The sequence below is a fragment of the Pseudarthrobacter chlorophenolicus genome (genome assembly GCF_000962805.1).
Classification (GTDB): domain Bacteria; phylum Actinomycetota; class Actinomycetes; order Actinomycetales; family Micrococcaceae; genus Arthrobacter; species Arthrobacter chlorophenolicus_A.
This window is the reverse complement of sequence record NZ_JZTW01000001.1, coordinates 331,913-343,933: the sequence shown is the minus strand read 5'-3', so window position 1 is coordinate 343,933 and position 12,021 is coordinate 331,913. Positions and strand designations below refer to the sequence as shown.

At 65.8% G+C, this 12,021-nt stretch carries 10 protein-coding genes; 2 read left to right on the top strand and 8 right to left on the bottom strand.

Annotated features, from left to right (window positions below):
- The first annotated feature begins 2 nt into the window (after positions 1 to 2).
- Together UC32_RS01525 and UC32_RS01520 are read left to right on the top strand one after the other, a co-directional pair.
- Positions 3 to 1,487, top strand: coding sequence for a catalase (locus UC32_RS01525; protein WP_045729511.1), 1,485 nt, complete (start codon positions 3 to 5; stop codon positions 1,485 to 1,487).
- 160 nt (positions 1,488 to 1,647) lie between these two features.
- On the top strand, positions 1,648 to 2,283 hold the full coding sequence (locus tag UC32_RS01520; RefSeq protein ID WP_045729510.1) for a DUF2461 domain-containing protein: 636 nt from the start codon (positions 1,648 to 1,650) through the stop codon (positions 2,281 to 2,283).
- Positions 2,284 to 2,286: 3 nt separating this feature from the next.
- On the opposite strand, the gene UC32_RS01515 is transcribed toward UC32_RS01520, so the two are convergent.
- The 8 genes from UC32_RS01515 to UC32_RS01480 all read right to left on the bottom strand — a co-directional run bounded on the left by UC32_RS01515 (position 2,287) and on the right by UC32_RS01480 (position 11,918).
- A complete protein-coding gene (locus UC32_RS01515) occupies positions 2,287 to 2,886 on the bottom strand; it encodes a TetR/AcrR family transcriptional regulator (protein ID WP_015937945.1) in 600 nt (199 codons plus the stop codon).
- A gap of 89 nt (positions 2,887 to 2,975) precedes the next feature.
- Complete coding sequence (locus UC32_RS01510; RefSeq protein ID WP_045729509.1) at positions 2,976 to 4,538, bottom strand: amino acid permease; 1,563 nt, start codon at positions 4,536 to 4,538, stop codon at positions 2,976 to 2,978.
- 192 nt (positions 4,539 to 4,730) lie between these two features.
- Positions 4,731 to 5,138, bottom strand: a complete 408-nt coding sequence (locus UC32_RS01505; RefSeq protein ID WP_045729508.1) for a DUF779 domain-containing protein — start codon at positions 5,136 to 5,138, stop codon at positions 4,731 to 4,733.
- Complete coding sequence (gene adhP / locus UC32_RS01500) at positions 5,138 to 6,160, bottom strand: alcohol dehydrogenase AdhP (RefSeq protein ID WP_200896291.1); 1,023 nt, start codon at positions 6,158 to 6,160, stop codon at positions 5,138 to 5,140. Before adhP ends, UC32_RS01505 begins: the two co-directional genes overlap by 1 nt.
- Before the next feature lie 37 nt (positions 6,161 to 6,197).
- Positions 6,198 to 7,721 carry an acetaldehyde dehydrogenase ExaC gene (exaC, locus tag UC32_RS01495; protein ID WP_045729506.1) on the bottom strand — a complete coding sequence of 508 codons (1,524 nt, stop codon included), beginning with the start codon at positions 7,719 to 7,721 and terminating at the stop codon, positions 6,198 to 6,200.
- A gap of 151 nt (positions 7,722 to 7,872) precedes the next feature.
- Positions 7,873 to 9,219, bottom strand: coding sequence for a helix-turn-helix domain-containing protein (locus UC32_RS01490; protein ID WP_045729505.1), 1,347 nt, complete (start codon positions 9,217 to 9,219; stop codon positions 7,873 to 7,875).
- Positions 9,220 to 9,394: 175 nt separating this feature from the next.
- Entirely contained in the window at positions 9,395 to 10,867 is a 1,473-nt protein-coding gene (locus tag UC32_RS01485; RefSeq protein WP_152642529.1) for an FAD-dependent oxidoreductase, read from the bottom strand.
- Between the two features lie 52 nt (positions 10,868 to 10,919).
- Positions 10,920 to 11,918, bottom strand: coding sequence for a DNA topoisomerase IB (locus UC32_RS01480; protein WP_045729504.1), 999 nt, complete (start codon positions 11,916 to 11,918; stop codon positions 10,920 to 10,922).
- Between the last annotated feature and the right edge of the window lie 103 nt (positions 11,919 to 12,021).

Below are 12,021 nucleotides of genomic sequence, written 5' to 3'. Positions count from 1 at the left end.
CAATGACTGCCATTTCGACCACACAGTCGGGTGCACCGGTTACGTCCGATGCCCACTCGAAGTCAGTTGGTGCCGACGGTGCCATCATCCTGACTGACCACTACCTGGTGGAAAAGCTCGCCCAGTTCAACCGCGAGCGGGTTCCGGAGCGCGTAGTGCACGCCAAGGGCGGCGGCGCATTCGGTACGTTCAAGGCCACCGAGGACATCTCCAAGTACACGAAGGCCGCATTCCTGCAGCCGGGCGTCGAGACCGAGATGCTGATCCGCTTCTCCTCCGTTGCCGGCGAGAACGGCTCCCCCGACACCTGGCGTGACCCGCGCGGCTTCGCCGTCAAGTTCTACACCAGCGAAGGCAACTACGACCTCGTGGGCAACAACACCCCGGTGTTCTTCATCCGCGACGGCATCAAGTTCCCGGACTTCATCCACTCCCAGAAGCGCCTGCCGGGCACCCACCTGCGCGACGCCGACATGCAGTGGGACTTCTGGACCCTGTCCCCCGAGTCCGCCCACCAGGTCACGTGGCTGATGGGTGACCGCGGCCTCCCGGCATCCTGGCGCGAAATGCAGGGCTACGGCTCGCACACCTACCAGTGGATCAACGCCGAGGGCGAGCGTTTCTGGGTCAAGTACCACTTCAAGTCCAACCAGGGCGTGAAGAGCATGACTTCCGACGAAGCCGAAGCGCTGGCCGGCTCGGACGCGGACTTCTACATCCGCGACCTGCACGAAAACATCGAAGCCGGCAACCTGCCCTCCTGGGACCTGCACGTCCAGGTCATGCCGTACGAAGATGCCAAGACCTACCGCTTCAACCCGTTCGACCTGACCAAGGTCTGGCCGCACGCTGACTACCCGCTGATCAAGGTGGGCACCATGGAGCTGAACCGCAACCCGGAGAACTACTTCGCGCAGATCGAACAGGCCACCTTTGCGCCGTCGAACTTCGTGCCGGGCATCGCCGCTTCCCCGGACAAGATGCTGCAGGCCCGCATCTTCTCCTACGCGGACGCCCACCGCTACCGCGTTGGCACCAACCACGCCCAGATCCCGGTGAACCAGCCGAAGAACGAGGTCAACAACTACAGCCAGGACGGCCAGGGGCGGTTCCTGTTCAACGCACCTTCCGTTCCGGTCTACGCCCCGAACACGTTCGGCGGTCCGGCCGCAGTTGAGCCGCAGAACGCGGCAGGCGGCTGGGAGAACGACGGCGAGCTCACCCTCGCCGCGCACTCCCTGCACGCTGAGGACGGCGACTTCGTCCAGGCCGGCGCGCTGTACCGCGAGGTCTACGACGAAGCCACCAAGGCCCGCTTCCTCGAAACCATCACGGGTGCCGTGGGCGGCGTGAAGCGCTCCGACATCAAGGAACGCGCCATCCAGTACTGGACCAACGTTGACGCAGAGCTCGGCGCCAAGCTGCGCGCCAACCTGGGTGCGGCAGGCCAGACGGAATCCGACGCCGAGGCAGCCAACAAGCTCTAGCCAGGTTCCGGCCCCGGACATAACGCAGAACACCCCGCTACGGACTTTTCCGGGCGGGGTGTTCTGCGTTTGTCCACATAACCTGCCGCGTCTTCGGCGTTGTGCACATACGGCGCCGGGCCCACTGTTCGCCCGTGCCCGCCCGCCCTAGGCTCCGTTCATGGACACTTTCGCAGGGATTCCGCCGGAGGCCTTCCGCTTCTACGAGGAACTCGAAGACAACAACAACCGTGAATGGTGGCTGGAGCACAAGTCCACCTACGACTCCGCGGTCCGGGAGCCGCTGGAACTGCTCCTGGCCGGGCTTGAGCCCGAATTCGGACCGGCCAAACTGTTCCGGCCCTACCGGGACGTCCGGTTCTCACAGGACAAATCCCCGTACAAGACCGCCCAGGGCGCCTTCGCCACCCGGCAGGAAGGGGTGGGCTTCTACCTCCAGGTCAGCGCCGACGGGCTGCTGGTGGGCGGCGGCTACCACTCGCACTCGCCGGCCCAGCTGGCCAGGTACCGGGCCGCAGCAGATGCCTCGGCGAGCGGGTCCGGGCTTCAGGACATTGTGGATTCGCTGGCGGGCGCCGGGTTCGCCATTGAGGGCGAAAAGCTCAAGACTGTCCCCCGCGGTTTTGACCGGGACCACCCGCGCGCGGAGCTGCTCAAGCATAAGACGCTGTCCGCGGGAGTTGAGCTGGGGCAGCCCGGGTGGGCGTCCACGACGGCAGCCAGCGAAGAAATTGCCCGCAGGTGGCGGGAGCTGCGTCCCCTGGTGGAGTGGGTGGGCCGGTACGCCGCCCCATGAGGCTTACTGCCCGGCCGCCGCCAGCCGGGTCTCGAGGTTGTTGAAGAACACCGTCAGCATCAGTTCGAAGGCCTGGGTGGCGGCCTCCGGCTCGTTCATGACCACGAAGTCGAACTGCAGCCCGTAGAACGTGGACGTGAAAAGCCGGGCATCGGTGTCCGCGAATTCTTCCTCGATGCCCTGCACCATCAGCCAGTCGCGCGTCTGGTGGTGCAGCATCCGGAAATGCTCCCGGGAGGTCCCGCGGGGTTCCGGCGCCACAATGTCCTGGGCTGCGGCCTCAAACTCCAGGCGGGTCAGGTGCCGGTTGCGCTGGGCCATGGTCCACTGCCAGGAATCGAGGAGGAAAGCACGCCATGCTGCCCGGTCGATCTCACGCACGTCCGTGCTGCGCAGCCGGTCCAGCCGGGACTCGATGGACACCACAATGTCGTTGATCAGCTGGTCCCTGCTGCCGAAGTGGTACACCAGCACGTAGGAACTCATGCCCAGCCCCTCCGCCAGGCTCCGGAACGTCAGCTGGGTGAGGGTCTTGTCCATGAGGTAGTCCTGGATGGCGCCCAGCAGTTCGGCTTTGCGTTCGGGTCGTGTGGGGCGTGCCATGCATCCATCCTAAGAGCGGGCTCCATCCCGGAGCGGAACATGCAAATGCCCGCCCGGACGGCAGCCGGGCGGGCATTGGCAGGAGCAGGTCAGGCGCGGGTGAATTCGTCCTCGTCGCCGGGCTTGGAAGCGGTGCTGGCAGAGTCGGCCGGGCCGCCGTTGACTGCGGCGTTCGCGGCGCTGAAGCGTTCGTTGAGGCGTGAGTGCCGCTGGCCGTAGGCAAAGTAGATTGCCAGGCCAATGGCCAGCCAGATGGCGAAGAAGATCCAGGTCTCCACGGCCAGGTTGGTCATCAGGTAGAGGCACAGCACGGCGGAGACCACCGGGAGGACGTTGCCGAACGGAACCCGGAAGGACGGCTTCAGGTCGGGGCGCTTGCGGCGAAGCACCAGGATGCCCAGGCTCACCACCACGAAGGCGGAGAGGGTGCCGATGTTGATCATTTCCTCGAGCAGGTCCACGTTGGTCAGGCCGGCCACCAGGGCAACCGCTGCACCGCAGATGATCTGCAGCCGCGCCGGGGTGGAGCGCTTGTCGCTGGTTTTGGACAGGGAACGCGGCAGGAGGCCGTCGCGGCTCATGGCCAGGACCACGCGGGACAGCCCCATGAGGAGCACCATGATCACTGTGGTCAGGCCGATCAGCGATCCGAAGGCGATGACCTTGGCGGCGGAGGTGTCACCCACGGCTTCGAAGGCGGTGGTGAGGGTGGGGTTCTCCGCTTCGGCCAGCTGGGTGTAGGACACCATTCCGGTCAGGGCCAATGAGACCAGGATGTAGAGCAGGGTGACCACGGCCAGGCCGCCGAAGATGCCGCGGGGAAGGGTCTTCTGCGGGTTCTTGACTTCCTCGGCGGAGGTGGCCACCACGTCGAAGCCAATGAAGGCGAAGAACACCAGGGCGGCGCCGGCGAAGATGCCGAGGGTGCCGTACTGCGCCGGCGCGGCACCGGTCAGGAAGCCGAAGAAGGACTGCTTCAGGACGTCTGCGGCACCGGTCCCGCCGGTGGGCTCAGCTGCCGGGACGAACGGGGCGTAGTTCTCAACCTTGACGTAGGTGAAGCCCACAACGATCACGAAAAGCACGACGCCGATCTTGATCAGGGTGAAGATGTTGCCTACCCGGGCTGAAAGCTTGGTTCCCAGCACCAGCAGCACGGTGAAGATGGCCACGATCAGGAAGGCACCCCAGTACAGGTCCACGCCGCCGATGGTCAGCGCCGGCGGAACGTCGGCACCCATCAGGGCGAACACCTTGCTGAGGTAGATACCCCAGTATTTGGCGATCACTGCCGCGGCGGTGAACAGCTCAAGAATCAGGTTCCAGCCGATGATCCAGGCGAGGAGCTCGCCCATGGTGGCGTAGGTGAACACATAGGCTGAGCCGGCTACCGGAATGGCAGTGGCGAACTCGGCGTAGCACATGATGGCCAGCGCACAGGTAACGGCAGCAATGGCGAAGGACACAGTCACGGCCGGGCCGGCGAAGTTGGCGGCGGCTTTCGCACCCACGGAGAAGATGCCGGCGCCGACGGCAACAGCGACGCCCATGATCATCAGGTCCCACGTGCTGAGGGAGCGCTTGAGCTTGCGTCCGGGTTCATCGGCGTCGGCAATCGACTGCTCGATGGATTTGGTCCGGAGAAGGTTCATAGGGATCACAATCCTGATTTGTGAAGGAAACAGACCTATCAACCGTAGTGTCCATCCAGTGGACGGTCCCAATCGTCCCGAATAGTGAGACGGCCAAACTGCAGAACTTTGTTCTGCCAAAAGCCCTTGGGACCCTCAAAGTGAGGGCCCCAAGGGCTTTTGAACCGAATCAATGAATTTGCCGGCTTCTGCTTAGGCCGGCCAGTCCATCAGGGTTGAGCGGATGAGGAAGCGCTTGCCTTCCGGCGCCTCCACGGAGAAGCCGCTGCCCCGGCCGGGTACCACATCCACGGTCAGGTGGGTGTGGCTCCAGTAGTTGAACTGCTCCCGGGACATCCAGAATTCGAGGGGCTGCGGCTCCAGCCCCTCGGACAGGTCGAACAGCCCCAGCAGGACATCCGCATCGCCGGTCTGGAAGTCGCCGGCCGGGTAGCACATGGGCGAGGATCCGTCGCAGCAGCCGCCGGACTGGTGGAACATCAGCGGGCCGTGCTGCAGCCACAGCAGGCGCAGCAGCTCCACTGCGTCCGGCGTGAGCGCCACCCGGGAAAAATCCTCCCCGGGCAGCGTCACAGCGGCCTGCAGGCTGTCCTGGGACATCAGAACCTCAGGACCACGCGGCCGTCGATCTTTGCGTGCTTCATCTCATCGAAGACCGCGTTGACCTCGGACAGTTCCCGGACTGAGACGGTGGGGTGGATCTTTCCCTGGGCGTAAAAGTCCAGGGCCTCCTCCAGGTCCTGCCGCGTACCCACGATGGAACCGCGGACGGTCAGGCCCTTGAGCACAATCTCGAAGATCGGCGCCGGGAAATCGCCCGGCGGCAGCCCGTTGAACACAATGGTGCCGCCACGACGGGCCATGCCAATTGCCTGCCCGAACGCTGAAGGGTGCACCGCGGTAACCAGCACCCCATGGCAACCTCCTGTCTCGCGCTGGATCACCTCCGCCGGGTCTTCGTGCAGGGCATTGACCGTCAATGCCGCACCGTGGGCCTTGGCCAGGGCAAGCTTGTCATCGGCGATGTCAACGGCGGCCACCCGAAGTCCCATGGCAACCGCGTACTGCACGGCAATATGGCCCAGGCCGCCAATCCCGGAGATGGTGACCCACTGGCCGGGCTGCGCCTCCGTCATCTTCAGGCCCTTGTAGACGGTGACGCCGGCACAGAGCACCGGCGCCACCTCGACGGGGTCGGATCCCGCCGGTATGCGGGCGGCGTACCGGGTGTTGACGAGCATGTACTCGCCAAAGGACCCGTCCACGCTGTAACCGCCGTTCTTTTGCGCCTCGCACAGGGTCTCCCAGCCGGTGCGGCAGTACTGGCAATCGCCGCAGGCGGACCACAGCCAGGCGTTGCCCACCATGTCGCCCACGGCGAGGTCGGTGACGCCTTCGCCGAGTGCCACCACTTCACCCACGCCTTCGTGGCCGGGCACGAACGGCGGCGTGGGCTTGACGGGCCAGTCGCCCTCGGCGGCATGGAGGTCGGTGTGGCAGACGCCGGTGGTGAGGAGCTTCACGAGGGCCTCCCCCGGGCCGGGGGTGGGGATGGGCAGCTCCTGGACCTGAAGCTCGGTTCCGAAGGTATTGACCACTGCTGCTTGCATTGTCGTCGTCATTGGCGATCCTTGCGTTGATGGAGGTGTGGACCCGGGCTTAGAAGAAGCCCAGCTTGTTCTCGTTGTAGCTGACCAGCAGGTTCTTGGTCTGCTGGTAGTGGTCCAGCATCATGGCGTGGTTTTCACGGCCGATGCCTGAGGACTTGTAGCCGCCGAAGGCGGCACCCGCCGGGTAGGCGTGGTAGTTGTTGACCCAGACGCGGCCGGCCTGGATTTCACGGCCCGCGCGGTAGGCGATGTTGCCGTTGCGGGACCAGACGCCGGCGCCGAGACCGTAGAGGGTGTCGTTAGCGATGCCCATGGCGTCGTTGTAGTCGCTGAACTTGGTCACGGCCACCACGGGGCCGAAGATCTCCTCCTGGAAGATCCGCATCCGGTTGTGGCCTTCGAAGACGGTGGGCTGGACGTAGAAGCCGCCGGCCAGGTCGCCGGGCAGTTCGGCACGGGCCCCGCCGGTGAGGATCTTTGCACCCTCCTGCTTTCCGATGTCGATGTAGGAGAGGATCTTCTCGAGCTGGTCGTTCGAGGCCTGCGCACCCACCTGGGTTTCGGTGTCCAGCGGGTTGCCCTGCACCATCTTCTCGACGCGGGCAACGGCGTCGGCCATGAAGGAGTCGTAGATGTCTTCCTGCACCAGGGCGCGGGAGGGGCAGGTGCAGACTTCGCCCTGGTTGAAGGCGAACAGTGCGAACCCTTCCTGGGCCTTGTCGTAGAACGCGTCGTCGGCCTGGGCAACGTCGCCGAAAAAGATGTTCGGGCTCTTGCCGCCGAGCTCCAGGGTGACCGGAATGAGGTTCTGGCTGGCGTACTGGCTGATCAGGCGGCCGGTGGTGGTTTCGCCGGTGAAGGCAATCTTGCGGATCCGGGAGCTTGAGGCGAGGGGCTTGCCTGCCTCCACGCCGAAGCCGTTGACCACGTTGACCACGCCGGCGGGCAGCAGGTCACCGATGAGCTCCATGAGGACCAGAATGGAGGACGGCGTCTGTTCGGCGGGCTTGAGCACCACGGCATTGCCGGCGGCCAGCGCCGGGGCCAGCTTCCAGACGGCCATCAGGATGGGGAAGTTCCAGGGGATAATCTGGCCCACCACACCAAGCGGCTCGTGGAAGTGGTACGCGGTGGTGTCCTCGTCAAGCTGTGAAAGGGACCCTTCCTGGGCCCGGACTGCCGAGGCGAAGTAGCGGAAGTGGTCGGCGGCCAGCGGGAGGTCGGCGTTGAGGGTTTCGCGGATGGGCTTGCCGTTGTCCCAGGATTCGGCGACTGCCAGCATTTCGAGGTTTTCGTCGATGCGGTCCGCGATCCTGTTCAGGATGGCGGCCCGCTCGGCCACTGACGTCTTGCCCCAGGACGGTGCAACCTTGTGTGCGGCATCCAGCGCAAGCTCGATGTCCTCTGCGGTGCCGCGGGCCACTTCGCAGAACGCCTTGCCCGTCACCGGGGTGATGTTCTCGAAGTACTGGCCCTTGACCGGGGCCACCCATTCGCCGCCGATCCAGTTCTCGTAACGGTCCTTGAAGGTTACCTTCGAGCCCTCGGTACCCGGCTGTGCGTAAACGGTCATTGCGTAGCTCCTTTGCTGTGCAGAAGGCTTTCCCGTACGGGATGAGCCGATGCAGCCAGCGTAGGAGCAGGGGGGTTGCAGCAAGGTTGCAACCTCCCCGGTGATTGCGCCTGCCGAAATCAGGTTTCGACAGGCTCAACCACCGAAAGGACTAGGCGCGGAGTTCGGCTTCCAGCCGTTCCAGTTCGGCGACAACGGCGGCCCGCTTGGGCGAGCGCGGCGGCAGGAGGCGGAGCGCGGCACGGCGGATCCCGACGTCGTCCCTTGCCTCCGGGAGCGCGGCATAGCGGAGCAGCGAATCGGCGCTGCCGTCGGTGAGGACAGCCTCGCGAAGGAGTGAGGACACTTTGTTCCGTAGGTCGACGATGCCCGGCGCCTCGGACCGCGGCAGCACCGCGCCCCGGTAGATTTCCAGCGCAATGCGGTGGGCACCGCGCTGCAGACAGCTGAGCACCTGGCCGCTGTCCGGCACCAGGTCCAGCGGGAGCCGATAGGGCCTGGATTCGGGCACGGCCCCGGGGTTGAGCTGTTGCAGCACCTTCCGCAGGCGCACCATTTCGGCCCGCAGGGTGATGCTGGAACCCTCCGCCGGGTAGAGCAGGACGCACAGTTCCTCGGCGCTCAGCCCGTCCGGGTGCGTGCTCAACAGGGCCAGGATCTCGCTGTGCCGGGCGGACAGCGCAACGGTCTTGCCGTCGATGCTCAGGAGTGCCTGGTCGCGGCCCAGCAACTGGAGGCTGTTGCGGTACAGGCTGCCCTCTCGTGCACCGGCGCCCGGTGCGCGGGCAGCGGATGCCGTGGACCGGCGTCGTACGGGCGTGGCCGCAAGCTGCGCGGCGGCCTGGAGCCGCTCCACCCGCAGCTGCGCCTGCGCGGCCGCCACGGTGGCTTCTACCAGCGACAAGGTGTGCGGGGCCACTGCCGCCGCTGTTCCGGTGATGTCCACAACCCCCAGCAGCGCGCCGGAATCGGGGTCGTGGAAGGGGACGGCAGTGCAGCTCCAGGGATGGACGGCCCGCTGGTAGTGCTCCGCGCCGGCTATCTGGATCCCGCGGCCCAGCGCCAGGGCAGTGCCCGGGGCGCTGGTGCCCACGGTGGCTTCGGACCAGTCGGCCCCGGCAACGAACATCATGCCTTCCGCACGGCGTTGCAGCGAAGGATCCCCGTCCACCCACAGCAGCCGGCCAACTTCGTCACCCACCGCCACCAGGAGCCCGGTGTCGTGGCTGGGCTGGACCAGGAGTTTGTTGATGACCGGCATGATGGTGGCCAGCGGATGCCGGCTCCGGTAGTCATCAAGTTCATCGTGGTCCATGGCCAGCGGCGCGGCGGGGTTGTCCGGGTTGGCCTTGAACCCGGCGGAGCGGAGCCACGACTCACGGATCAGGGAACGCAGGCCGGGAACGTCGGGGGCGTCGGGAAACCGGCCGCCGTCGAGTTTCTCGTGGGCGGCCAGGGCACTGCGCTGCAGCGGCTCCGGCTGGGTGAGGTTCTTCATCGAACTCCTGTGCTGCTGCGCTGCGGTGCTGTCTGAGGACACGGCGTCAGCACGCCGGCCAAGGGATGCTCGCCATTGTAGCGGGCGCCCCTCCTTCCTGGCAGCAGAGTTTTTGGACAGCTACGAGGGGCTGGGGGGCGTTTAAGTCCTTGTAACTGTCCGAAAACTCCGGGGGTCAGCCGCGGGAGATCCGGATCATGTCCTCGCGCGGAACCACCTTGATGCGCTCACGGACCACGTGGTCCAGGCCTTCCGGTCCGGTCCATGCTGCTCCGAGGCCGGCCTCGTGGGCATCGAGCCTGTTCCAGCCCTCCCATGTGGTGTACTCGATGCCGCGTTCCTCCAGCAGGTCGATGATGGCCTGCGGATCAGGGTTGCTGGCCGCCGGCAGGGTAAGGCGGTCTTCCAGCAGGAAACCTATGGTTTCCAGCGCGTCGCCCTTGGTGTGGCCGATGAGCCCCACGGGGCCGCGCTTGATCCAGCCGGTGGCGTAAATGCCCGGGACGGGGTTGCCTTCGGCGTCCAGCACCCGGCCGCCCTCATTGGGGATGACGCCGCGCTTGGCGTCGTATTCCAGTTCGTCCAGCGCCGAGCCGTGGTAGCCGATGGCACGGTAGACAGCCTGGACCGGGTACTCCACGTACTCCCCCGTGCCCTTGGCATTGCCGGTGCCGTCCAGCTGCATGCGCTCGAATTTGATGCCCGCCACCTTGCCGCCGGCGGCATCCACAGCCTCCGGAAGTATCTCCACAGGGCTGTGCAGGAAGTGCAGGTGCAGCCTGCGGGAGGAAGGATTCTCCGATTCCGCGTGCTCCTCCACCAGCCAGTTGGTGAGGGTGTTCACCATGGTCTTGATCTGGTTGTTGCTGCGGATGGCCTCGTCCGAGGCTTCATCGAACTCGAAGTCCTCGGGGTACAGGACGATGTCCACATCGTTCATGTGGCTGAGTTCGCGCAGCTCCAGCGGGGTGAACTTCACCTGCGCCGGGCCGCGGCGGCCGAAGACGTGCACGTCCGTTACCGGGGAGGACTTCAGGCCCTGGTAGACGTTGTCCGGGATTTCGGTGGTAAGGAGCTCCTCCGGGTGCTTGACCAGCATGCGGGCAACATCGAGGGCCACGTTGCCGTTGCCGATGACGGCAATCTCCTTGGCGTCCAGGGGCCAGTCACGGGGAACGTCCGGGTGGCCGTCGTACCAGGAAACAAAGTCCGCGCCGCCGAAGGATCCCTGCAGGTCGATGCCGGGGATGTTCAGGTCCGCGTCCTTGATGGCGCCGGTGGAGAAGATCACGGCGTCATAGAACGCCCGGAAGTCATGCAGCGTCAGGTCCCGGCCGTAGGTCACGTTGCCCAGGAAGCGGATGTCGCCGCGGTCCAGGACCTTGTGCAGGGCATTGACGATGCCCTTAATCCGGGGGTGGTCCGGAGCCACGCCGTAGCGGATCAGGCCGTAGGGCGCGGGGTAGGCCTCAAACAGGTCGATGCTGACCTCGAAATCGCCGTCCTTCACGCCGCTGGACTTGGTGAGGATGTCCGCAGCATAGACGCCTGCCGGTCCTGCGCCCACAATGGCGACGCGGAGCGGACGGGTGGAGCTGTTTTCGCTGGGATTGGACACCGGGAGCCCTTCTGGCGTGGTCATGTGCATGTTTCGCGGGCTGCGCCGTATTGGGTGGCGCAACAGCTTCCCATTCTAGGGCTCAGCCGCTTTTCGCCAGCGGTACAACGTCACCTTCGCGGTACAGCAGTGCCCGAAGCTCTGCTTCGGCCGACTCGATCCGGTGGGGGTCGATGGTTTCGCCGTCGTTGAAGTGGTCCACGACGCGTGGGTCCACGTAGCTCTTGCGGGCTATCGACGGCGTGTTCCCCAGCACCTCGGCCGCGTCCATCATGGCCCGGCTGACAGCCCGCTTCCGCTTGGCCACCGTCGGTTGCGTTCCGGTCCGGGCCAGGCTGGCGGCCGCTGCCAGGGTGCCCCGCAAGGTGCGGAAGTCCTTCGCCGTGAAGTCGGAGCCGGTGCGTTCCTTGACGTAGGCGTTGATGTCCGCGCTGGTGACCGGCCGCCAGCTCCGGCCGTCCTTGTAGGCCAGCAGCCGGGCGTTGCCACCGCGCCGCTTGAGCAGCCGCACCAGGGCGGCGAGATCGGCGTCGCGGATTTCCGATTCCCAGTCCTTGCCGCTCTTGGCCGGGAAGCTCAGCAGGATCCGGTCCTTGCGCACCTGGACGTGAGCGCACAGCAGGGTAGCCAGCCCGCGGCTGCCGTTCTCGTTGGTGTACCGCTCGGACCCCACGCGCAGGGACCCGCTGTCCAGCATCCGGAAAGCGCCAGCCAGCACGCGTTCCCGGGTGAACCCGTCACTGCGCAGGTCCATGGTGACCCGCCGCCGCGCGGTCGGCAGGGACTCGGCAAGCTGCAGCGACCGGTCGAACTTGAGCCGGTCCTTCCGTTCCCGCCACTGCGGGTGGTAGATGTACTGCCGCCGGCCCACGGCGTCGACGCCGGTGGCCTGGATGTGCCCGTTCTCAAACGGAGCAATCCACACGTCAGTCCATGCCGGCGGGATGCCGATGCCCTCCAGCCGTTCCCGGACAGGTCCCGGCGGCACCGTGGACCCGTCGAGGTCCCTGTAGCTGAAGCCTTTTCCGGCGGCGATACGGCGGTAGCCGCGGCCCGAGGCGTTACTGCGCCGGAGCCTCATCGGGAAGCTTTCGGCAGGTTGGCTGAATCCATGAAAGCAAGCGTACTGACTAATTGCCGGATTTCGGACCCCGCTGCTTGGAATACCGGGCCTGCAGCTGATG

What these genes read in the sequence shown, in the direction of transcription:
- UC32_RS01525 (WP_045729511.1), top strand. Translation starts at nt 3, where the DNA reads ATGACTGCCATTTCGACCACACAGTCGGGTGCACCGGTTACGTCCGAT.
- UC32_RS01520 (WP_045729510.1), top strand. Translation starts at nt 1,648, where the DNA reads ATGGACACTTTCGCAGGGATTCCGCCGGAGGCCTTCCGCTTCTACGAG.
- UC32_RS01515 (WP_015937945.1), bottom strand. Translation starts at nt 2,886, where the DNA reads ATGGCACGCCCCACACGACCCGAACGCAAAGCCGAACTGCTGGGCGCC.
- UC32_RS01510 (WP_045729509.1), bottom strand. Translation starts at nt 4,538, where the DNA reads ATGAACCTTCTCCGGACCAAATCCATCGAGCAGTCGATTGCCGACGCC.
- UC32_RS01505 (WP_045729508.1), bottom strand. Translation starts at nt 5,138, where the DNA reads ATGTCCCAGGACAGCCTGCAGGCCGCTGTGACGCTGCCCGGGGAGGAT.
- adhP (WP_200896291.1), bottom strand. Translation starts at nt 6,160, where the DNA reads ATGACGACGACAATGCAAGCAGCAGTGGTCAATACCTTCGGAACCGAG.
- exaC (WP_045729506.1), bottom strand. Translation starts at nt 7,721, where the DNA reads ATGACCGTTTACGCACAGCCGGGTACCGAGGGCTCGAAGGTAACCTTC.
- UC32_RS01490 (WP_045729505.1), bottom strand. Translation starts at nt 9,219, where the DNA reads ATGAAGAACCTCACCCAGCCGGAGCCGCTGCAGCGCAGTGCCCTGGCC.
- UC32_RS01485 (WP_152642529.1), bottom strand. Translation starts at nt 10,867, where the DNA reads ATGCACATGACCACGCCAGAAGGGCTCCCGGTGTCCAATCCCAGCGAA.
- UC32_RS01480 (WP_045729504.1), bottom strand. Translation starts at nt 11,918, where the DNA reads ATGAGGCTCCGGCGCAGTAACGCCTCGGGCCGCGGCTACCGCCGTATC.